17 protein-coding genes are annotated in these 21,709 nt (G+C 48.7%); 5 read left to right on the forward strand and 12 right to left on the reverse strand.

The genetic code is table 11. The features are described from left to right. Positions 1 to 66 precede the first annotated feature (66 nt). A complete protein-coding gene (locus tag DEV76_RS01435; RefSeq protein WP_109694367.1) occupies positions 67 to 2,841 on the reverse strand; it encodes a hypothetical protein in 2,775 nt (924 codons plus the stop codon). A 774-nt stretch (positions 2,842 to 3,615) separates the two neighbouring features. On the opposite strand from DEV76_RS01435, the gene DEV76_RS01440 reads away from it, so the two are divergent. Then, positions 3,616 to 3,915, forward strand: a complete 300-nt coding sequence (locus DEV76_RS01440) for a helix-turn-helix domain-containing protein (RefSeq protein WP_109694369.1) — start codon at positions 3,616 to 3,618, stop codon at positions 3,913 to 3,915. 484 nt (positions 3,916 to 4,399) lie between these two features. Here DEV76_RS01440 and mnmE read toward each other — a convergent pair whose 3' ends face one another. The 5 genes from mnmE to DEV76_RS01465 all read right to left on the reverse strand — a co-directional run bounded on the left by mnmE (position 4,400) and on the right by DEV76_RS01465 (position 9,003). Beyond that, complete coding sequence (mnmE, locus tag DEV76_RS01445; RefSeq protein ID WP_109694371.1) at positions 4,400 to 5,782, reverse strand: tRNA uridine-5-carboxymethylaminomethyl(34) synthesis GTPase MnmE; 1,383 nt, start codon at positions 5,780 to 5,782, stop codon at positions 4,400 to 4,402. Between the two features lie 115 nt (positions 5,783 to 5,897). Beyond that, positions 5,898 to 6,734, reverse strand: a complete 837-nt coding sequence (locus tag DEV76_RS01450) for an energy transducer TonB (protein WP_109694373.1) — start codon at positions 6,732 to 6,734, stop codon at positions 5,898 to 5,900. A 45-nt stretch (positions 6,735 to 6,779) separates the two neighbouring features. Then, positions 6,780 to 7,370 (reverse strand): ExbD/TolR family protein, encoded by a 591-nt coding sequence (locus DEV76_RS01455; protein ID WP_109694375.1) that lies wholly within the window; start codon positions 7,368 to 7,370, stop codon positions 6,780 to 6,782. A gap of 52 nt (positions 7,371 to 7,422) precedes the next feature. Beyond that, on the reverse strand, positions 7,423 to 8,079 hold the full coding sequence (locus tag DEV76_RS01460) for an ExbD/TolR family protein (RefSeq protein WP_109694377.1): 657 nt from the start codon (positions 8,077 to 8,079) through the stop codon (positions 7,423 to 7,425). A gap of 69 nt (positions 8,080 to 8,148) precedes the next feature. Then, positions 8,149 to 9,003 (reverse strand): MotA/TolQ/ExbB proton channel family protein, encoded by an 855-nt coding sequence (locus DEV76_RS01465; RefSeq protein WP_109694379.1) that lies wholly within the window; start codon positions 9,001 to 9,003, stop codon positions 8,149 to 8,151. A 571-nt stretch (positions 9,004 to 9,574) separates the two neighbouring features. On the opposite strand from DEV76_RS01465, the gene DEV76_RS01470 reads away from it, so the two are divergent. After that, positions 9,575 to 12,136, forward strand: a complete 2,562-nt coding sequence (locus DEV76_RS01470) for a zinc-dependent metalloprotease (protein WP_109694381.1) — start codon at positions 9,575 to 9,577, stop codon at positions 12,134 to 12,136. Positions 12,137 to 12,639: 503 nt separating this feature from the next. On the opposite strand, the gene DEV76_RS01475 is transcribed toward DEV76_RS01470, so the two are convergent. Then, positions 12,640 to 13,203 (reverse strand): HPP family protein, encoded by a 564-nt coding sequence (locus DEV76_RS01475; protein WP_109694383.1) that lies wholly within the window; start codon positions 13,201 to 13,203, stop codon positions 12,640 to 12,642. Positions 13,204 to 13,266: 63 nt separating this feature from the next. On the opposite strand from DEV76_RS01475, the gene DEV76_RS01480 reads away from it, so the two are divergent. After that, positions 13,267 to 14,298, forward strand: coding sequence for a LacI family DNA-binding transcriptional regulator (locus DEV76_RS01480; RefSeq protein WP_109694385.1), 1,032 nt, complete (start codon positions 13,267 to 13,269; stop codon positions 14,296 to 14,298). A gap of 53 nt (positions 14,299 to 14,351) precedes the next feature. Then, a complete protein-coding gene (locus DEV76_RS01485; protein WP_109694387.1) occupies positions 14,352 to 15,164 on the forward strand; it encodes a hypothetical protein in 813 nt (270 codons plus the stop codon). Positions 15,165 to 15,233: 69 nt separating this feature from the next. Here DEV76_RS01485 and DEV76_RS01490 read toward each other — a convergent pair whose 3' ends face one another. Next, entirely contained in the window at positions 15,234 to 16,655 is a 1,422-nt protein-coding gene (locus DEV76_RS01490; protein ID WP_109694389.1) for an alpha-L-fucosidase, read from the reverse strand. A 16-nt stretch (positions 16,656 to 16,671) separates the two neighbouring features. After that, entirely contained in the window at positions 16,672 to 19,218 is a 2,547-nt protein-coding gene (locus DEV76_RS01495) for a beta-mannosidase (protein ID WP_109694392.1), read from the reverse strand. A gap of 79 nt (positions 19,219 to 19,297) precedes the next feature. On the opposite strand from DEV76_RS01495, the gene DEV76_RS26065 reads away from it, so the two are divergent. Further along, positions 19,298 to 19,465 carry a DUF6728 family protein gene (locus DEV76_RS26065; RefSeq protein ID WP_198651906.1) on the forward strand — a complete coding sequence of 56 codons (168 nt, stop codon included), beginning with the start codon at positions 19,298 to 19,300 and terminating at the stop codon, positions 19,463 to 19,465. On the opposite strand, the gene lpxB is transcribed toward DEV76_RS26065, so the two are convergent. From lpxB to surE, 3 genes are read right to left on the reverse strand one after another with little or no spacing between them, the layout of a single operon-like run. After that, positions 19,452 to 20,558, reverse strand: coding sequence for a lipid-A-disaccharide synthase (gene lpxB / locus DEV76_RS01505; RefSeq protein WP_109694396.1), 1,107 nt, complete (start codon positions 20,556 to 20,558; stop codon positions 19,452 to 19,454). The genes DEV76_RS26065 and lpxB overlap by 14 nt on opposite strands. A gap of 9 nt (positions 20,559 to 20,567) precedes the next feature. Further along, the gene (locus tag DEV76_RS01510) at positions 20,568 to 20,864 is read right to left on the reverse strand and encodes a hypothetical protein (protein WP_157962658.1); all 297 of its coding nucleotides are present in this window, start codon (positions 20,862 to 20,864) and stop codon (positions 20,568 to 20,570) included. Positions 20,865 to 20,877: 13 nt separating this feature from the next. Then, positions 20,878 to 21,648 (reverse strand): 5'/3'-nucleotidase SurE, encoded by a 771-nt coding sequence (gene surE / locus DEV76_RS01515; protein ID WP_109695341.1) that lies wholly within the window; start codon positions 21,646 to 21,648, stop codon positions 20,878 to 20,880. Positions 21,649 to 21,709: the final 61 nt, after the last annotated feature.

Below are 21,709 nucleotides of genomic sequence, written 5' to 3' on the forward strand. Positions count from 1 at the left end.
TTTTCGCTTCCCCAAGCAGAATAAAATTTTCGGTTGATGGAGACCCATGTCAAGGTCTCCATTTTTTTAGTTATAGTTCAGTGCTTGTTTTAAATCCGTAATCTTTTGTTGTATTTCCACAATGGTGTCTTGTAGTTCGGCACCGGCTTTCAGATACTCGTTGGGGAATTTATCTTTCAATTCCGTCATTAGAGTAAAGTAAACCGGCTTGACAATTGCCTTTAGATCAATGCCATCGTTGTTATCTTCAAAAAGGACGACGCATTCGTTGTGCATGCGGCGCGCCATCAAATGGATAAGGAATTCAGCCAACTCCTGTGCAACTACAGCAAGCTCTTCTTCTCGCTCATCCGAATCATCCTCATCGAGTATTTCTTTAATTTTTGGATAGGCAAGCCTAAATCGTTCGAGCGCTTGCTTCGGAAGGTTGTTCCACAACAAAATATTCGCGTACAGAATACTGCCCTGCGGTAAAGCGTCATTAACCACCTCTTGATGATCTTGTAGAAGTTGTAGTGCAATTGCTTTCTTATCGGAGCGGCGACGACGGTAGACAGCCGATGTCATGCAGAAGATCGATCCTTGATGACCCAATCGAAGTGCTTCCAGGAAATACCAATCCGCTTTTTCATAATCCCCAGCCTCATCATAGTAATGCCCAATTCGATGCGCTGACATGGCCTCGCCTGCACTAGTACCCTCCTTCCAAATCTGTTCAGCAGCAGCCTTGTCGTTTTTGGCATGGATAAAGAATTTACCTAGGTTGAAATAACTGTCGCTATCTTTATTATCCACCGCCTTTCTAAACAAGCTTTCGGCGATATCCAGATCCGGTGCCTGTTTATTGACATGCAGCGAAGCGAGATGCAAGAATGAACCTTTTTCGCCCCGCTCGACAGCCATTTCAAGTGCCCTTTGCGCTTCTGTCTCCATTTGAAGATTGAGATAGGTTCTTCCCAATCTGACAAATGCGCCTGCAATCCCCCTCTCTACTTCTTCAAGACTAAGTTCCAGCGCCTTCTCGTAGTCATCTTCATTGTTGTAGATTCTCCACAGTAGTGCATAAGATTCTTTGAACTTTTTGCGAATAGCCAGCTTGTGGTATTTTTCTGCCTGACGACTGTCACTATGAACATAATATGCGATGTCTCCAAGTCGGACAGCTGCATAATAGTGCTTAGCTTTGAGTGCTGCAAGAAAATATCCTTCAGCTTTGGTGGTGTCATGTAAAAAATCGCAATAAATGAGTGCCAGTGTTATAGCTGCCTGGCCGTCAGAGGGCTTTAGTGCCAGCACTTTTTCGAAAGATTCAGCCGCTTGTTCAGGCTTGCCCAATTTTATGTGAACATATCCTTCAAAACCGAAATAAGTAGCATCTTTTTTATCAAATATTTCCAGTTTTTTTATAGCCTCATCACCTTTATTTTGTTTAATCAGCGTTTCAATGGCCTCATATAAATCAAATTTGGAAATGCGCAGCGTTTTGGCCACACGTTCTGGCAAAAGCTTCTGAGATTCTTCATACAACGAATACTTGACAGCTGATGGTAGTTTTTTGCAAGACAGATAGGTGTTGCCCATGTCAATTGCAGTATCAGTATCCATGCTGCCGTCTTTAAGTGCTGCCAAATGCTCTTGTACTCTTACGAGTAGCTCTTCTTCATCGCACCACAAATCAAAGAATCTGACTAACCATTTAACATTTTCCTTTTCCGTCCGTCGGCCATGGCGCATCAAATACCAAATATTAAGGAACCGGTCTTTAATCCGGTATAAGTTATTTTTGCCTTCCATTTTGACCCGCTCTACAACGGAAATTTTCTCAAGAGCACCTAATACGGAGGAGATGTTTTTACTTTCCAACATTGTTTCCGAAGCAATGTCTTTTACGGCTATGGCATCCCAATTTTTTGCTAGTACATCTACTACTTGCAATTGTTGTGTTGATAGTCTGTTTAGCTCTCCTTTGTACAAGTCAGTTAAATGATCTACCAACTGATAAAGATCACGCATTGCTTTCCCGGTAGCGTTATCTAAAAAGATTTGAAATAAATAAACGATGATACGGGGTATCCCTCCTGTAAGACGGCGGAGAGCTTCTACGCGACCAGGATGGTTTCTGATTATTTTTTCCATTTCCTGTTCTTTGCCAAATTCTCTGCCAATGCGCACTAACAATGTTTCACACTCGTCCTTGTTTAGCCCACCCAGTTCCAGTTTTTGAAAGTAGTGATACTTTTGATCGGTAAAATCGATGTTACCGTCTGTATAAGAAGTGCTGGACCCCAAAAAGTTGATCAAGCCTTCTTGAGCCAGGCCACCTATTTGCTGTTGGCCGTCGGCCCCGAGCTTCTTAAACAAATCATTAATGTTCTCAATGAAGATGATCAAACGGTGCTGGTTGTTTATCAATTCATTTTTAATGAGGGAAAGGATGCTGTCTGCGTTCACTTTTTCCCTGCGACGAAGTGCGTCAGCTTCTGCGTTTACTGAATGCCAACCAAAAAAATCGTCGCAGTATTCGATCACACGCAGCCATAGGGTGAGTGAGTCAACGATATTATATTGCTCCTCTTTGAATATAACTGGCAGAAGCGAGTTTGTTAGCCCTTCATCTTCAAAACCATACTTCAAACGATGTAATAACGTGGTTTTACCTGCCCCTTTAGGACCTATTATGAGAAAGTTAAATGGTATACCTGTGATCGAGGAACGCTTTGCTTCCTCAATTAGTTGGTTGTATTCTTTGTGTCGAACTACAAAACCCTGTACCAAACCATGTTTTGATTTGGCTCCCGAATTATTTTTCAATAATATATCATAGTCCCTTCTCATCATCATAAAATTACCTCACAAAGGTAGTGACAATTCCTTTATCGCCAAAACGCTAACGATTAATTTATCGTCAAAATTAAAATATATTTTTTCATAACACATAATAAATTGATTTATTATAATTTATATAGTTATAGTACAGCCTTACTAAACCTATTAGCATTTTTAGATTATGAAGATATGTGAAGAGATGAACTCACTTCTCGTCTTTTTGGGAATAAAGCATTACAGCGCACACTACTAGTGGGCCTCACCGTTAACTAAAGAGAGCCTGGATTGGGACACCAAAATGAAAGGACGGCTCTGTATGCTCAGCTCATTGTAATCCGCTGCCGTGTTTTTTTTCACGCGGGCAGTTGATTGCTTTCGGTAAGTAAAGGGAAAGCTTCGTATTCAATGGTTTTGCTCGTTTCATCCGGTGGAGTTCCATGTTTATAGTATAGAGAACTCGCTCCGCTCAGAGGTGAGCAGCACAATTCTTTCGTAATCCTGTAGAGTGTTATCCATATATACGGTGTCTGGGTGCCAAACAATCCGGTTGCTTAAATGTGGGGGTTTTCAGGGGCGGTTTTGCGCCGCTGCCGTAGCAAGAGTGGAATCCCCACTTAAAATTGCCCCCTCCGGTCATTGTAAAGTGCCCATTTATCCTGCTCCAAATTAATCCCTGATCCCACTTCAAATTACTCCTCTAGTAGAAGCATAAAAAACAATTGGTTGTCCGATTAAAAATCGTCAGTTATATGTCTGAACCTATAACCAGAATCCAATAAACTGATTTGCATGTTTAAGACCATAGAAGTTTTACGTTTATATGGCGAGGGCCATGGCAGTAAGTTAATCGCAAAGGTGACAGGAGTTGCGCGTAACACAGTGAAAAAGTACCAGTTAATCTTTGTTCGCAGCGGATTGCTTATAAGTGAGGCCCAAAAGTTAAGTGATGCTCAGCTGTCGGTTATTGTGTGCGTAGAAAAGCCCACTGTATTACCCAACCCACAGCGTAATGAGCGACTTCAAGGCCTGCTTCCTGAGCTCTGCCAGCAGTTGCGCAAGCGCTGGTATGACCAAAGGAAAAGTATATGAAGAATATCTCTGCCAGTGCCCGGATGGCTATAAACACGCCAATTTTTTAGAGTTACTTAATAAACATATTGGCTTGGTAAAGCCCTCCGCGCGAATTCCTCACTAGGCAGGAGACAAATGTTATTCAATTTTACGGGCAAAAAATTGCAACTGGTCGATCCGGCAACCGGAGAGGTTAAGACGGTTGAAGTGTTTGTTTCCATTCTGGGATGTAGTCAACTGACGTTTGTGATGGCTGTAGCTTCTCAACGAAAAGAAGACTTTATTTACGCTTGTAAGCGTGTGCTTTGTTTTCACGGGGGAATTCCGCAGGTTCAAAACTGTCACCGAGCGCCTGTTGCAGTCATAGACTGCTTATATTTATATCTCGTTTTCTAGTGTCAATTTTGTACCACGTTATCTTAGTCCTAAACTAGCACTTAGGAAGCCAACAAAAAATAACAGTGGAAAGGATAGGCAATCTAATGTAAATAGAAGAAAGGGGTTATTTCCCGATACAAAACTTCGAAAAAATATAATCCAACCTGTCCTCATTCGTCACCTCACCAGCTATATCCGCCAGGAAAAAAAGCGATCTCCTCACATCAAGAGCGAGCAGGTCGCCCGGCAGATTGTTATCCATACCGGCTTTCACATCTAACAGTGACGACTGCACTTCCTGCAGCGCCGCGTAATGGCGCACGTTTGTGATGATCGTGTTTTCGGTGTTGATGGCACCTCCCATTACTTTGTGTACCAGCTGATCTTTGAGTTCAGTGATCTGGGAGTGATCGCGGGCGGAGATGAATATGATGCCGGGGATGAAGCTGAATTTAGCACGTGCTTCTTCCGCACCGAGCACATCGGTTTTATTGCCTACTAACAGGTAAGAGATGCCTTCGTGATCGAAGATCCTGATTTGTTCGAGGAGATCATCTACAGAAAGTTCCGATACATCGAACAGGTAAACTACGATACCTGCTTCGCGCATCTTTTCTAGCGATTTCTGAACGCCGATGCTTTCAATGGCATCATTACTCTCACGGATACCCGCGGTGTCAATTAGGCGGAAGAGAATGCCCCCTATGTTGAGGATTTCCTCGATAGTGTCGCGCGTGGTACCGGCGATGTCGCTAACGATTGCGCGGTTCTCGTTGAGGAGCGTATTGAGGAGGGTAGATTTACCGGCGTTGGGTTTACCGATGATAGCAGTATTGACCCCGTTCTTGATTACGTTACCTACTTTGAAGGAGGTGATCAGGCGCGATACTTCGGAGAGGGATGCATTCACCAGTTCATAAAAGGCGGTGCGGTCGGCGAACTCTACGTCTTCCTGACTGAAGTCGAGTTCCAGTTCTATGAGGGCGGAGAATTTTATGAGTTGTTCGCGAAGGGCGAATAGTTCTTTTGAAAAGCCCCCACGCATTTGCTGCAGGGCGGTTTGGTGAGAGGCGGCGGTGTTACTGGCGATAAGGTCGGCAACGGATTCTGCCTGGGTGAGGTCGAGTTTGCCATTGAGGAAGGCTCTTTGGGTAAATTCTCCCGGTTTGGCGAGGCGTGCCCCTTCGGCGATGCATGCTTCCACGATCTGTTGCTGGATGAAGGGAGAACCATGGCAGGAAATTTCCACTACTTCTTCGCCTGTGTAGGAGCGCGGAGCGCGGTAGAGGGATACCACTACTTCATCGATCAGCCGGCCCTGGAAATGGAGGCCGCCGAAGTGAAGGGTATGCGTAGGCTGTTCTGCAAGCTGCTTTGAGGGGAATAGCCGGTCGGTAATGGCAACGGCCTGTATGCCGCTGAGCCTAATAACGGCAATGGCACCAACGCCGGGGGCGGTTGCAATGGCTACAATGGTATCGTTATGTCCTCCAAGTTTTCCTATCATGGCCCGAAATTAAAGAAATTCCGTCTGACTGGCGGGTGCGGGAATTGGGGTAAATAAAAAATCCCCCCGGTTGAGCCGGGGGGATTCGTATGTACTACTAGCTTGAGACTAAATACTACTCCTGGAGTGTGAAGCGGATGGGCAGGTTGAACTGCACAGATACCTGGCGTCCGTTCTGCTTACCGGGTTTCCATTTCGGCATTTTCTTCACCACGCGGATAGCCTCTTCTTCGAGACCGCCGCCTTTGGCCTGGCCGACAGTTTTCACATCCTTGATGTTACCTTCCGAGTCTACCACGAATGATACGAACACGGTACCCTGGATGCCGTTTTCGGTGGCCAGGTGAGGATAACGGATGTTGTTGCTGAGGAATTTGTTGAGTGCATCGTCACCACCGGGGAAGGTTGGAGGTTGCTCCACGAAAGTGAAGATCTCTTCTTTCGGAGGGGGCGGAGGTGCGTCAACTACACCTGTACCTTTAGAGTCGTTGATCAAACCCGGGTCGATACCATTGGGGTCGCCTTCTACGGTTTTGGTAGAAACGGCCTTGTCTTTGATTTCGTCAAGTTTCACCAGTTCTTCCTCGGCTTTCACCTCTTCGTCTTTCTTGATCACCGGAGGGGTGAACTGAACTGACGGCTTCACCGGCGGGGGTGGAGCGGGTGGCGGAGGAGGCGGAGGGGGAGTTTTCGGATCATCCGGCAACTTCACATCCTCCAGTTTGATATCCTCGATTACGGGCTTGGTGTTTTTGTCTGAATTGTCAGCTTTCAGATTCAAATAAATGAAATAACTGCCGACAATCAGTAACGCCAGCGCAGCCGTTCCCAGGACAGAGTTCCGAACGCGCTTGTCGTACTTCTTGCGAAGCTCGTAAGCACCGTAGTTCTTGTTCCTGTCTTCAAACAGGATGTCAAGAAAGTCGGACTTGAGAATTTTAGCTGAATCCATTGTTACACGTTTATTGATGGATGCAAAAAATGTTTGTTTTCCATACTACTGAATGTTGTTAGACGTTTCAGTAGCTTTGATCCATTGCTTGTCCTGGTCGCTGATATCCACCGTAGCATAACGCTGGATACGATTGATGGCCATTTCATCCAATAAATCTACAAAGTTCTGATATGTAGCGCCATCGTCAGCTTTGATGATGACAACCACATCTTCAGGTTCACCTTTGTGGTTCCGGAGGCGGGCTACTTCATCTCTTTTCTGGATGATGATATCGCGGATGCCGCCGGTGTTTGCGAAGCTGGTAGCTTTAAAGAAGTCCGGGTTGCTGGAAGCGTTCGGATCCTGTGCTAAACCTGCGTAGTAATAAACCTGGTTCTTTTTGCCCAACAGGATGGTAAGAGCGGTGCTTTCTTTCACCTTATTCTGCTCTTCTTCCTTCTCTGTATCCTTGGGCATGATCAGGTCCATGGTCTTGGGCTTCGACATGGTGGTGGTGAGCATGAAGAAGGTGATCAGGAGAAACCCTAAATCCACCATCGGAGTCATGTCCACACGGGTTGAAAGCTTTTTAGACTTCGTGACCCCATGTTTCTTCTTACCACCGCCAGAACTACTGGTATCCATTTCAGCCATGGTAGCAATATTTTTTGATGATTGAATGTTGTTTACTGTCAGGCTAAGTCAGCTAGTGCTTATCCTGTTGCTGTTCTTCATAAAGGGCAGCAGCAGATCCGGCCGGTTTGGACTCCAGGTTGGTCACCAGATTCAGTTTCTGGATTTTCTTTTCCTTGAAGGTGTCCAGTACCCGCTTGATCACGGGATACGGCGTTTCGTTGTCGGCCTTGATGCAGTATTTCAGCTTGTTGTTGTTCCCTTGCGCGGCACGGGCATACTCGATCCAGATAGCCAGTTCGTTGTTAGTGGAATCCATAGGGATACCCTTTTCAACATTACCGTTCTTACGCTGGTCCGGAGTCAGATTCAATACCTGTTTCAGGTTCTTGAAATCAGTACCTACGCTGGAACCAATCATGAAGTTCTTGATATCCTTCGCATCCAAGCCAAGCTTGAAGTTAGTATTCAGATCTTCAATGAGTTGTTTTCTTTTGGGCTGACCATCCATGCTAAAGAACACTCTTCCGTCTTTATCCACTGTCAGCAGGATCACATCGGCGTCCGGCAACAGAGCGGTATTGATGGAGGAGGGAGTCACCACCGCAACCGGTTCGTCCGGTTTAAACTTGGTGGCGAGCATGAAGAAGGTCAGCAGCAGGAAAGCCACGTCACACATCGCAGTCATGTCGATGAGGGTACTTTTCCTTGGCATTTTTACCTTTGGCATCTTACACTCCTTTTGTTTGGTTCACTTAATTAGATTCAATTCGCACGGAATTCCACAATAATTTACGAATTATTTGTGGTTAGCGGCGAAAGACTGTGTCAAAGTAAAGCCAGATTCGTCGATAGCGTAAGTGATGCTGTCGATATTGGTAGTGAAGTAGTTGTACATGATGATCGCGATAGCGGAAGTACCGATACCCAGAGCCGTGTTGATCAGGGCCTCAGAGATACCAAGTGCCAGTGCGGAAGAGTCGGGAGCACCGCTGGAAGACATTGCAGAGAACGCCTTGATCATCCCGAGTACTGTTCCGAACAGACCGAGGAGGGTAGCTACGGAAGCGATAGTGGACAGGAACACCAGGTTCTTTTCCATCATAGGCAGTTCCAGAGCAGTAGTTTCTTCGATTTCGTTCTTGATGGTCAGGATCTTCTGATCTGTGTCCAGCTCAGTGTTGTTGATCATTTCCTTGTACTTTTTCAGACCGGCCTTCAGTACGTTACCTACGGAACCTTTCTGTTTGTCGCACTCAGCCAGCGCTGCGTCTACATTCTTGTTAGCCAGGTGATACTGAACTTTACGAACCAGTTCGGAACCGCTGAACTTGCCTTTGGCTTTTGCCAGATACAGGAAACGCTCGATTACGAAAGTCACGCAGATCAACAGGGTAGAGATCAGAATGGGAACGATGGCGCCACCTTTGTGTACGGTACCAAACCATTTGCCAATACCAGCTTCTACAGGGTGATTGTCAGGATTGCCTCCCTGGAAGTTGGCGGGATTACCTAATACGAAAATGTAAAAGATGTAAGCAATGGCAATAGAGATGGGTACAGCCAGAATCGCAAATAAATTAGACGATTTTTTGGCTTGGTGAGAAGTCGTTTTGGCAGCAGCTGCAGTCACAGTTGTTTTAGTCTCAGCCATGTTGATTGAATTTTAGTGTTAAAAATTAAACTGTTTGTTTGTAAGTAATTAAAATTTTAGATCGCTTTTTTCACATTTCGCACGGATAACCGGCTTATAATCAGTGATTCGCAAAGTTATAAGCCTTACTCAAAAAAACAAGTGTCACCCAAAAAATTTAACCTGGCGCCTCAAATCCCCTACCAGAGGGCATTCCAATCCCCTTCACATTAATTGAGCAAACACTTAGATAGAAAAAATAAATAATGTCATCTGTCCTCTCCCAACTTAGTTCTCCGACACTTCAGGAATCGATTGATAATTTTTCAAAGTTGGACGCACAATTTAAGAAAATTTCCAAATGTTCCAACAGAAATTTTAAATCCTTCTGATTCAATTTTCATGGTCTCCCTGCACCCCAACCGCAGTAACTATTACATTCATTGGTATGCCTCCGGGCAATTTACAGATTTTTATTTTCCACTCTTAATGCAATTTTCGTCTTTTATGGATTTTAACGATTAATTATGACTTTCTTACCTTTCTTTTGTCCCGCTTATTATTTACTACACAAAAACCAATCACCACGCACATGCAACTACAGCGCACTATTGCCGCTGCCGTAACCGGCGTACTGTGTACAGCCCTGCTGCTACCGTCCGCCACCAACGCTCAGCGCAGGAAGAAAGACGACAAAACTCCTGCCGCCGCATCCCCGGCCAAAGACACTACTGCCCGGCCTAATGGCCCGCGCCCCTCAGGACCGCCCAAACCGCAGCCTAAGAAATTCGCTGAAGTCATCAACGCTTCCGCCGTTGCCGACTCCGGCCTCTTTAACATCTACAAACAGGACGACCGCTTCTTCGCCGAGATCCCCGATGCCCTCCTGGGCCGCGATATCCTCGTCGTTAGCCGCCTCTCCAAATCTGCCGCCGGCCTCCGCGCCCGCATGATGGGATTCGCAGGTGACCAGATCAACGAAACCGTTATCCGCTTCGAAAAAGGTCCCAACAACCGCATCTTCCTCAAGAACATCTCCTTCTCCGAGCGCTCGAAAGATTCCACCCAGCCTATGTTCATCTCCGTAATGAACTCCAACGTGCAACCCATCGCGGCCTCCTTCGATGTGAAAGCATTCTCCAAAAACGGAAAAGGCTCCGTGGTAGATCTTACCGATTACATCAACTCCGACAGCGACATCCTGTTCTTCGACGGCAGCGTGAAATCAGCCCTCAAACTCGGTGCTCCCCAGGGCGACAAATCCTACATCGATGATGTACGGTCGTACCCCGAAAACATCGAGATCAAAACGGTAAAAACCTACTCCAAACAAGGCTCCTCCCCTATGCCGGGTATGCCTCCCGTTGGCGGCGGTAATGCTACCGTTGAAATCAACAGCTCCCTCGTGCTGCTTCCCGCAGTACCCATGGAGCCCCGTTATTTCGATCCCCGCGTTGGCTACTTCGCCACCAGCCTCACCGATTTTGATGCTGACCCGCAGGGTGTAAAAAGACTCTCCATGATCACCCGCTGGCGCCTGGAGCCTAAGGCTGAAGACATGGAGAAATTCCGCCGTGGCGAACTCGTTGAACCTAAGAAGCCTATCATCTTCTACATCGACCCCGCTACGCCGGAAAAATGGCGTAAATACCTCATCCAAGGTGTTAACGACTGGCAGGGCGCCTTCGAACAGGCTGGCTTTAAAAACGCCATCTATGCCCGCATGGCCCCTACCCGCGCCGAAGACTCTACCTGGAGCCTCGAAGACGCACGGTTTAGCGCCATCGTTTACAAACCTTCCGATGTTCCCAACGCCTCCGGTCCTCACGTACACGATCCCCGCTCCGGCGAGATCCTGGAAAGCCACATCAACTGGTATCACAACGTAATGAGCCTCCTGCGCAACTGGTACCTCATCCAGGCTTCGCCTAACGATGACCGCGCCCGTAAAATGGAATTCGACGACCAGCTGATGGGCGAACTCATCCGCTTCGTTTCCAGCCACGAGGTTGGCCACACACTGGGCCTCCGCCATAACTTCGGTTCCAGCTCCACCTACCCTGTAGATAAGCTGCGCGACAAAAACTGGGTGAAAGAACACGGCCACGCCGCTTCCATCATGGACTATGCACGTTTCAACTACGTAGCACAGCCCGGCGACGGCATCACCGGTGCAGACCTCTACCCCCGCATCAACTATTACGACAAATGGGCGATCGAATGGGGTTACAAAGCTATCCCCGGCACCAATGCCGATACCGAAAAGGCTACCCTCAACAAATGGGTGATCAACCGCCTGCAGGATAAACGTTACTGGTTCGGTACTGAAACCAACCCCGACGATCCCCGCAGCCAGAACGAAGACCTTGGCGACAACGCCATGAAGGCCAGCGAATACGGTATCAAAAACCTTCAGCGCATCCTCCCCAACATCCTCACCTGGACCCGCACCGAAAACGAAGGCTATGCTAACGCAAACGCCATCTATAAAGAGCTGCTCGACCAGTTTGGACGTTATAACGGTCACGTTGCTAAAAACATCGCCGGTATCTACGAAACGCCTAAAACCGTTGAACAATCCGGTGCTGTATATGAGCACGTTTCCAAAGCTACCCAGCAGGAAGCCCTTAAATTCCTGCAGACGAACCTGTTCACCACACCTACCTGGCTGCTGGATAAAGAAGTGCTTGCCCGCGTAGGCGGTAACGCTCCTGCTATCATTATTTCCCAGCAGGACAGGGTGCTGGGCCGCCTGCTCAGCACCAACACTTTTGTGAAGCTGCTGAACAATGAAGCGGTTAACCCTGCAGCTTACAAAGCTGTGGATTACGCAACCGACCTGAAAAAAGGCATCTTCGCTGAGTTGTATTCCCACAAATCAGTAGACATCTACCGCCGTAACCTGCAGAAAGCATACGTAGCCCAGCTGTCGAAGCTGATTGCTGCTCCTGACAATTCTCAGGCTGCCATGATGATGGGTATGGGCGGACCTAACCCGCTTACTTCCGATGCTGCGAGCATTGCCCGTGCACAACTGACCGCCCTGCGTTCAGAAGTACGCACTGCCGCCGCAGGAGCACCAGACAGCATGACCCGCTTCCACCTGCAGGACCTTGCAGAGCGGATCGGCCAGGCGCTGAACCCGAAATCCTGATCCTTACGGATTAAAAATTGATAAGTAGCAAAGCCGCATCCTTCACCGGATGCGGCTTTCTTTATTCAGGCACGACACTTTTACCTCCCCTCCTCCCTCTTCGGGACAAATAACCGTCAGTTAAGCCCCGGAATTCAGGGCTAATTGCCTTACAAACCTACTGTAAACACCTTCTAACCCTTATCCCGGCAGGAGGATCAGGCATATATATCTAGCCTATGTCTAGGGTATATCTAGCCTATATTTAGGGTATGTTTAGCCCTTATAAGGGGCTAGACATACCCTAAATATACCCTTGTTATACTCCGGGTAAATGCTAGATATACCTCAGGTATTCAGAGATCTGGCAGGCAGTAAGAAGCAGGTTAGACTACGGTAAGAAAGGGATGATATAAAAAAAGGACCGCCCATGAGTAGGCGGTCCTGTCATTTTCCCTATACTAATAAAAGTACAGGGTCAAAGTTATGTTAGCGGTATGCAGTGTATCTGCGTAGCGGATAATCTACCACCATTTCCCACGGGCGGGATAACTGCGGTTGCCGGGGATGTTATTGACCATCCATGCCACCAGCAGCAGTAAAACCACGCCGGAAGCCACGGGAGTCAATACATATAAGTATCCCAGGGCGCGGATCTTGGCGCTGCCGGCAACGGCTAATAATGCCGTAGCCCCACCGGGAGGGTGTATCGTTTTGGTCATCTGCATTACCACAATGGAGCAGGCAACGGCCAGCGCACCGGCCAGCCATTCCCATTCAGGCCAGGGGATGAGATAGCAGAGGGTTACGCCGGTGATGGCACTCAGTACATGCCCGCCAAGCACATTGCGTGGCTGGGCAAGCGGGCTCTGGGTATGCCCGTAAATCAGCACAGCTGAAGCGCCAAAGGAGCCCAGTACAAACAGGTTATCCCGCGCGGGCAGGTAGAAATGATTGATCATGCCAATAAGCCCAACCCCGAGGAATGCCCCGAGGAATGACCAGACCATATCCTTCCCATCAATCAGCGTTTCCCGGTAAATCACGTATTTGGCAATACGGTATGTTCGTTTCATCCTTCTCTTCATGGAGTGCAAAAATACACCTATCAATAAAATTTCTTAATATCGCCTTAAATAGACTGTCACCCCGTGAAAGAACGACCTAACACCAATAAGATCACGATATACGACATCGCTCAGGCGTTGGGGCTGAGTGCTTCCACGGTATCGCGCGCATTGCAAAACAACCCGCTGATCAACGAAGATACCCGCACCAAAGTGCAGGATACGGCTGCCAATATGGGTTATGTACCTAACTGGATAGCCTCCAGCCTGCGCAAAAAGCGGTCTAACATCCTGGGACTCATCGTCCCCCGCACCAGCATGTACTTCCAGAGTACTGCCATCAGCGGCATCCAGCACGAAGCACATAAATACGGCTTCAGCATCGTGATCGGACAGTCAGACGAAACCGTGGCCATGGAAAAAGAGCTGGCCCATACCTTCTTTTCCCTGAGGGTAGACGGGTTGCTGGCATCTTCCTCCATGTTCACCACCAACATCGACCATTTCTCCCCTTTTATCAAGAATAACATCCCGCTTGTATTCTACGACCGCGTACCGCTGGACTTTCCCGGGTACACTATTACCGGCGATGATTACAAGGGCGGATACCTTGCCACGGAACACCTCATCAAACAGGGGTGTAAGAAAATCGCGCATTTCTCCGGCCAGCTGACCTGTAATCTTTACCAGCAACGCCTCGAAGGCTATAAAGCTGCACTGGCAAAATATAAACTCCCCTTCGATGAGTCGCTCATCTACGTCCATAACCTTACGCTGGATGCAGGGGCTGAAGCAGCAAGGCAGATCCTTGCCGGGAAAGACCTGCCCGACGGGCTTTTTGCCGCCAACGACAGTTCTGCCGTAGCATTTATACAGGAGGCCAAAAAAATGGGTATCCCCATTCCTGAAAAGCTGAAGGTAGTGGGGTATTCCAACGACCTCTCTTCCCGGATTATCAGTCCTTCCCTTACCACCATCGAGCAATCGGGGTATAAAATGGGGGAAAAGGCAGTGGAAACGCTGGTACAGCTTATCAACAAAGAAGAAAAAATCAAAATAGTCAAGAATTACGTGTTCGAAGTGGAATTAATACAGCGTGAATCATCATCGCTGTAACCTGTACGGTATATTGACCGTTCTACATCCGATCAACCTACAACAACTTTAGTATGAAGAAATGCTACCTGTTTCTGCTTGCTGTTCCTGCGCTTGCATTTACTGCCTGTAACAGAAACGTTTATGTCCCTAACCAGGTGAATGTTCCCCTGCTGAAAGAAAAAGGCGAAGTAAAAGCTTCGGTATCGCTGTCTGACTGGCAGGCTGCATATGCTATCACCGACAACTTCGCCATTATGACCAACGGCCAGTATGTTTCCCGCCTTATTAGTTTAGAGGATGATGATGAATATGATGATCCGATCGTAGACCCCAATACCCGTGGAGGTATCTTTGAAGTGGGCGCCGGTTATACGAAATCGCTGGGTGTAAGCAAGAAGGCTGTATTCGAAGTATATGGCGGATATGGTTTCGGCGGGTTCCACACTTATGAATCTGCCTATCTGATGAAGCCGGATTCTATCCGGGGTTATGATGATTATAAACTGCGCACCAAACTCCATAAGTTCTTCATCCAGCCTTCCTTCGGCCTGTCTCACAAGGTTGTGGAAGTAGCAGTTTCCACACGCTTCTCTCTCGTAAAATTCAATAATGTATCCAGCGGCCGCCTCGCCTGGGACGGCGACCAGTTTGCACGGATGGATTTCCAGGAGCTGGACGGCAAGCTGATCCCCTTCATGGAACCTGCTGCTACTGTGCGTGTAGGCTATAAACACGTAAAATGGTTCTGGCAGCTGCGCGCATCCGTTCCGCTGCGTAACGACGGACCGGAAGCCGGCCCTACCTTAAATAACTACTTCCAGCCATTCTCCTTCAACACCGGTATATCTGTAAACTTCGGCAACTGGCTGAAGGAAGGAAAATAACATAAGCATATAAAAAAAAGCGCCCCGCAATAAACGGGGCGCTTTTTTTTATATCATGCTTCAACCGGATTATCCCAGTTTGATCGCTACTGCATGTTTCAGGCCTTGCTTCTGAGCACCGGCAGGCACCTGTATCTCCACAGCGTCTCCACTTTGTTTCCACGATACTTTGCCTTTGTAACCCAGCAGCTGCAGCTTTGCTCCTTTCTTAGGGGCAATTCCGCTGAAGCGGATCACGGAAGGGAGTTGCTCCCCTTCGCCCAGCAGATAAATAGCATATACACTTCCATCGCGCTTCTGTGTGAAACACACTTTACCATCTTTGTAAGGCGCTACGGAACGTGTTCCATAAATCGCATCCCCGTTCAGCTGCATCCAGCTGCCGATGCTGTCGAGCTTGCGGTATGCTTCTTCGTGCCAGGTACCATCGGGGCCGGGGCCAATATTCAGCAGGTAGTTACCACCTTTCGCCACAATATCTACCAGGTTATGAATGATCGTATTGGTGGGCTTGTACTGATCGTTGGGAACATAGCTCCAGGAGCCGCCCATCGTCATACAGGTTTCCCAGGGGTAATCCAGCGGCTTGTCGGGGATCGTTTGCTCGGGAGTGCGATAGTTCTCGTAGGCGCCATGTACACTGCGGTCTACCACGATCAGGCCGGGCTGGTGCTTACGCGCCATGGCGGTGATACCGGGCATATCGATATCCTGATCCTGCGCGGGCGTTTTATTCCACGACAGGGATTCTTTGGTGTGCATGTTCAGTGGACGAACCCAGCCGCCATCGAGCCACAGAATGTCTACCTTACCATAACCGGTCATCAGTTCCTGAATCTGGTTAAACGTGAATTTCTTGAAAGAATTCCAGCGCTCGGGGTATTTAGCCAGTTCGTAGCTCGGGTTACGGTCTTTCGGGGGGAAGTAATCCCACCAGTAAGAATCCACGTGCCAGTCGGGTTTAGAAAAGTAAGCACCGATATGGATGCCTTCGTTACGGAAAGCGTTAAACACTTCTTTGGTAACATCCGCCCGGGGATCTTTGCTGAAAGGCACGTTGGGGGCAGTGATCTTGTAGTCCGACTGTTTGGTATCGAACATATTGAAACCGTCGTGATGCTTGGTGGTAAAAACCATGTATTTCATCCCGGCCTTTTTAGCGGCGGTAGCCCATTTGGCGGGATCGAACTTTACGGGATTGAATGTATTGGGAAGGGCTTCATACTTCTGAACGTATTCGTAGTATGGAATGCCTGCGGGCTGCCGCTGCGTCCAGCCTTCATCTTCAGGGCAAAGGCTCCACGACTCCACGATACCCCATTGGGAATAAGTACCCCAGTGCATCATCAGTCCAAACTTCCAATCCTGCCACTGTTCGAGTTTATCGAGTACCAGCGGATCCTTTTCCTTCACATAAGGCTCGTTTTGCGCGTGGGCTGAAACGCCCGCCAGCATACAGCCTGCCAAAATCAAATGTTTCATCTTTTTCATGTAGTTCACTGTTTATTTATTGGGTAACGCCCTTCACATCCCAGGCTTTCAATTCCGATTTCACGGCTTCCAGGCTCATGCTGGTTTCCAGCTCCACCGTACGACTCATGCCAGGCAACAGGTCGAAGTAATTATCGGAGAAATGAGACTTGTCGTCTTTGTCCAGCAGCAGCCAGATGTTTTTGGCCAGCTTCGCGGAGCTAACCGTCACCAGCTTCTTCCCGCCCGATTCGTTTACTTCTAACCGGATATCCGCCACAGGCAGGTCCAGTTCGCGGGGTGCAACAAAGTAAAATACATTCTCAGAGAGGGTTTGATTTTCGTTTACCAGTTTGGCATACAAAATTACCTTCCGGGGATCGGCTCCCTGTAAAATAGCATCCTTATCCATCTTCCATGCAATGTGAGAAGTATTGGATTTTGCCAGTACTTTCTCTTCGATGCGTTTGTTCACTTTCCCTTCGAGGTCCATCAGCGTCAGTTCCAGCCGGGCCTTCTCATCTTTCATCAGGTCATTCACCACATATGCCCTTACCTGTCCTTCTTCGGCAGCGATGCTTACCAGCACCGGTACGTACGCTTTCTGCACAAAGTATTGCAGTGCTTTCCAGCGGCCGTAGTAATCGATACCGCTCCAGGAAGCTCCCGGCCAGGTATCATTAAACTGCCAGTACAAGGTACCCATGCAGAAAGGCATATTGCGGCGGTGTGCTTCCATCCCTATTTTCATCCCTTCCGCCTGCAATACCTGGCTCATATAGAGAAACGCAGGGAAGTTCTTCGGACGGTGGTAGTAATGATCCATATACGTCTGAATTGCGGCATTACCACGGGTAAACGACTTCTGGTGCGACTGCATCACAAAAGAATGGATATCCCACTGTGTGGTATCTGCAAAGCGGCGTACGGTATGAATATCGGGGAACGACTGGAAACCGAATTCGCTCATGAAGCGGGGAACGTGGGTGGTAAAGGCTTCGAACCACTCCATACCATGCCATACACCCCAGTAGTGGTTATCGCCATTGCGGAAATCTTCCGGACGGCCCCAGTTGCTGATGGGAGATGAAGGAAGATAAAACCGCGAAGGATCGTGCGCTTTCACCTCATCGCGCAGCAATTCCTGGAAAAGGGTTTCATAGCCTTTGAGGAGCGATGCCCATTGTGCATCGGTATAGGCGTATCCATCCTTCCAGCCCCAGTTCTTGATGGCCACGGCAATTTCGTTATTACCGCACCAGAGTGCGAGTGAGGGGTGGTTGCGAAGGCGGCGGATGTTATAAGCGGTTTCTTCCTTCACCTGCGCCAGGAAGGCAGGGTCAGAAGGATAAAGCGTGCAGGCGAACATAAAATACTGCCATACAAGGATGCCTTTCTCATCGGCCAGATCATAGAAAATATCGTTCTCATAAATACCGCCTCCCCAGATACGTACCATGTTGAAATGGCTGATAGCCATGTCGTGGAACATTTTACGGTAGCGGTCGTCGGTAACGCGTGGCAGGAAGTTGTCGGAAGGGATGTAGTTGGTCCCTTTCATGAACACCGGCTTGCCGTTTACTTTCAGGTAAAAGGAGGTGCCTTCATTATCGGGAGCATTCACCACTTCCACGGTACGCAGGCCAATGCGGCGCGTCAGCTGCTGCAGGGTGTCTTTACCATGAAGAATGGAAATGGTAACCGGGTAGAGGTATGCCTCGCCCAGTCCGTTAGGCCACCAGCGTTTGGGCTGTCGGATATTGAAAGGGATGTTGACCGATTGTTTGCCCGCCTGTAATGTGACCGGGAGCTTCTGTGAAGCAAAAGCTTTATTACCGCTGTGTACTACGGCGGTATAGGAACCTGCCTGCTGAACGTCTACTGTAAGTGAGGCTTCGAGGCTGGCGGATGCATCTGTCAATTGCTGCTGTTTGATCCAGGCGTCCTGAAGCTGTACTTTATTCCAGGCGCGGAGGTATACAGGGCGCCAGATGCCGCTGGTTACATAGCGCGGGCCCCAGTCCCATCCGTAATGGTATGGTGCCTTACGGGCATGCACACTCAGCGGAATATCGCTGGCATCGTTGCCGGCAGGGTACACCAGCCTGTCCTGCATGAATTTGGGCATATCATGCATGATGGGGCTGTGGAAGAGAATGCGCAAGGTATTGCCATGCTGGCGGGCAATGGCTTTTACGTAGACCTCTTTGCCCACAAACATATTCTGTGCGCGGAGTATCAGTGAGTCGTTGAAATAAACGTCGGCGTAAGTATCCAGTCCGGTGAAGTCGAGTGCTATTGCATCGTTTGCGAACATTGCTGCCGGGATATCGAAAGTGGTGCGGTATTCCCAGTCTTTCTTATCGATCCATTGCAGGCCTTTTTCGTTGGCGCCGGCAAAGGGGTCGGGGATGAGTTTGTGTGCGAGCAGGTCGGTATGTACGGTGCCGGGTACGGTGGCTTTCCGCCAGATGTTTTCGTCTGCCCTCCGGAATTCCCATCCGCTGTTCAGTTCCTTTAATTGCTGCGCCCTGGCCGGGATGGTGGCTGCCGCCAGCCCCAGGGCCACGATTAATCTCCTCATAAACTGTCTGTAAATGGTTAAATACCGGGTAAAAATAACTGATTATGAAGAATCGGCCCGCATTTCGGATATTTGGGGCATGAAAAGCATCTGGCAGCAGATCCTGCAATACCTCTACATCCGCAAGCGCGATAAATCCGAACCGCTGAACACCAACACGAAGCTCATGCACGGCATGAACCGGATTTCCATCCTGTTATTCCTGATAGCGATATTGATTCTCCTGTATAAGCTTATTTTCCGCTAACCATCCGTACAATTTCGGAGGCGGCTTTCTGTGAAGCGGTACCATCGCCCAGGAGTGTCCAGAGCGTGGCGTAATCGGCTTTCATCTGCTGATGACGGGCCGTATCCTTCAGGATAAGCGTGAGTTCCTTCAGCAGGTTTTCCTCCGTAAGATCGTGCTGGATGAGCTCTTTCACCACCAGCTTATCCATAATGAGGTTTACCAGCGAAATGTACTTCACTTTGATGAGCCTTTTGGCGAAGAAGTAGGAAATGGGGCTACCCTTGTAGCATACCACTTCCGGTACGCCAAAGAGCGCAGTTTCCAGGGTGGCGGTACCGCTGGTAACCAGTGCGGCAGTAGCCTGGATAAGGAGCGGGTAAGTTTGCCCCTTCACGGTAGATACGTTGGGATATGCGTCTGTATACTGACGGAGGAACGAATCGTCCAGGCTGGGGGCCTGGGCTACGATGAACTGATATTCGGGGAAGTACTTGGCAACGGAAAGCATTACCGGCAGCTTCTTGGTTACCTCCTGCTTTCTGCTCCCGGGGAGCAGGGCAATAATAGGCTTATCGGAGAACGGCGGTAACGGCGGCGCCTGCTGCGCTGCTTTCACCGCTTCGATGAGGGGATGCCCCACATACGTTACTTCAAAGTTCCATTTCTTGTAGAAGTCCTGCTCAAAAGGCAGGATCACCAGCATTTTATCTACTACTTCACGGATCTTTTTCACACGGCCTTCTTTCCAGGCCCATACCTGCGGGCTGATATAATAAATCACTTTAATCCCCTGCTGCTTTGCCCATTCGGCAATGCGGAGGTTAAACCCGGGATAGTCGATGAGGATGAGCACATCGGGCTTCCAGGCAGTGATGTCCTGTTTACAATAATCGAGGTTTTTAAGAATTGTGCGGAGGTTCATGATCACTTCTGCAAAGCCCATGAAAGCAAGCTCCTTGTAGTGCTTCACTACGGTAGCACCCGCCTGTTGCATGAGATCGCCTCCCCAGCAACGGATGTTTGCCGAAGGGTCCTGTTGTTTAAGTTGAAGGATCAGGTTGCTTCCGTGCAGATCGCCGGAGGCTTCTCCCGCAATGATGTAATACTTCATGCCCCGTTCTTAGATGATTTTAAGCAGCAAGATAACGATTGCGTATAACAATGTGACCAGGAATATGCCACGGGCCGTAAGGTCGCGGCGTTTGCGGGTATAGAGATAAAACACCACACCATTTGCCAGCAGGCAGATGCTGATGATTTTCGGAATGAGGTAACGGTTGTTGCTGAGCATTTTCAGGAACTCGCCCAGGCCCAGATTCTTGGGATAAATAGCGATCAGGTAATATAACAGGAAGGCTATCAACGGCGTAAGGAAGCCGAGTAAAATGCCCAGTGATAGTTTGTCTTGTTTTAACATGTTCATAGGATTATCAGAATTGCCATTCGGCTTCGAGTTGTTTTTTCAGGCGGTAGTTGGTAAGGTCGTACTGCACCGGCACAAGGGATGTATACCCGTTTTCCAGCGCCCATACATCAGTGTCGTCGCCGGTGTCCTGGTTTTTGAAAGCGCCGGTGAGCCAGTAGTACTTTTTGCCGTGAGGGTCTCTCCTTTCATCGAATTCTTCCTGCCATTTGGCATTGGCCTGGCGGCAGATGCGGATGCCTTTATAATCTTTCGCCGGAACGTCAGGGATATTAACGTTAAACAGGGTGTGTGCCGGTAGCGGAGTTTCCAGCATACGGCGCGTTACTTCATGTGCCACCTTACGGCTGGAAGTAAAGTCTGCATCGTAAGCATAGTTAAGGAACGAAAACCCTACTGAGGGAATCCCTTCAATAGCTGCTTCCATAGCGGCAGACATAGTGCCGGAATAAATGATATTGATGGAATGATTGGCGCCGTGGTTAATACCGCTCACGCAAACATCGGGCGCGCGGTGCAGTATCTTGTCGCGGGCCAGTTTCACACAGTCTACCGGTGTACCGGAACACTGCCAGGCTTCGATCCCTTCGAAGATATCGACGGTATTGAGCCGGAGCGGGAACCCAAGCGTGATGGCATGGCCTTTACCGGACTGCGGACTATCGGGTGCTACCACTACCACCTGCCCCAGGGGGCGCACGGCCTCAATGAGGTTGCGGATGCCCGGAGCGGTTATCCCGTCGTCGTTTGTTACCAGTATCAATTTTTCCTGCTTCACCTTGTTACTTTTATCAACAAATGTACATGCACCGGCGCACAAATCCTGCGGTTGTTAATTT

This window comes from Chitinophaga deserti (genome assembly GCF_003149455.1).
In the GTDB taxonomy this organism is placed as follows: domain Bacteria; phylum Bacteroidota; class Bacteroidia; order Chitinophagales; family Chitinophagaceae; genus Chitinophaga; species Chitinophaga deserti.

What these genes read in the sequence shown, in the direction of transcription:
- DEV76_RS01435 (WP_109694367.1), bottom strand. Translation starts at nt 2,841, where the DNA reads ATGATGATGAGAAGGGACTATGATATATTATTGAAAAATAATTCGGGA.
- DEV76_RS01440 (WP_109694369.1), top strand. Translation starts at nt 3,616, where the DNA reads ATGTTTAAGACCATAGAAGTTTTACGTTTATATGGCGAGGGCCATGGC.
- mnmE (WP_109694371.1), bottom strand. Translation starts at nt 5,782, where the DNA reads ATGATAGGAAAACTTGGAGGACATAACGATACCATTGTAGCCATTGCA.
- DEV76_RS01450 (WP_109694373.1), bottom strand. Translation starts at nt 6,734, where the DNA reads ATGGATTCAGCTAAAATTCTCAAGTCCGACTTTCTTGACATCCTGTTT.
- DEV76_RS01455 (WP_109694375.1), bottom strand. Translation starts at nt 7,370, where the DNA reads ATGGCTGAAATGGATACCAGTAGTTCTGGCGGTGGTAAGAAGAAACAT.
- DEV76_RS01460 (WP_109694377.1), bottom strand. Translation starts at nt 8,079, where the DNA reads ATGCCAAAGGTAAAAATGCCAAGGAAAAGTACCCTCATCGACATGACT.
- DEV76_RS01465 (WP_109694379.1), bottom strand. Translation starts at nt 9,003, where the DNA reads ATGGCTGAGACTAAAACAACTGTGACTGCAGCTGCTGCCAAAACGACT.
- DEV76_RS01470 (WP_109694381.1), top strand. Translation starts at nt 9,575, where the DNA reads ATGCAACTACAGCGCACTATTGCCGCTGCCGTAACCGGCGTACTGTGT.
- DEV76_RS01475 (WP_109694383.1), bottom strand. Translation starts at nt 13,203, where the DNA reads ATGAAGAGAAGGATGAAACGAACATACCGTATTGCCAAATACGTGATT.
- DEV76_RS01485 (WP_109694387.1), top strand. Translation starts at nt 14,352, where the DNA reads ATGAAGAAATGCTACCTGTTTCTGCTTGCTGTTCCTGCGCTTGCATTT.
- DEV76_RS01490 (WP_109694389.1), bottom strand. Translation starts at nt 16,655, where the DNA reads ATGAAAAAGATGAAACATTTGATTTTGGCAGGCTGTATGCTGGCGGGC.
- DEV76_RS01495 (WP_109694392.1), bottom strand. Translation starts at nt 19,218, where the DNA reads ATGAGGAGATTAATCGTGGCCCTGGGGCTGGCGGCAGCCACCATCCCG.
- DEV76_RS26065 (WP_198651906.1), top strand. Translation starts at nt 19,298, where the DNA reads ATGAAAAGCATCTGGCAGCAGATCCTGCAATACCTCTACATCCGCAAG.
- lpxB (WP_109694396.1), bottom strand. Translation starts at nt 20,558, where the DNA reads ATGAAGTATTACATCATTGCGGGAGAAGCCTCCGGCGATCTGCACGGA.
- DEV76_RS01510 (WP_157962658.1), bottom strand. Translation starts at nt 20,864, where the DNA reads ATGTTAAAACAAGACAAACTATCACTGGGCATTTTACTCGGCTTCCTT.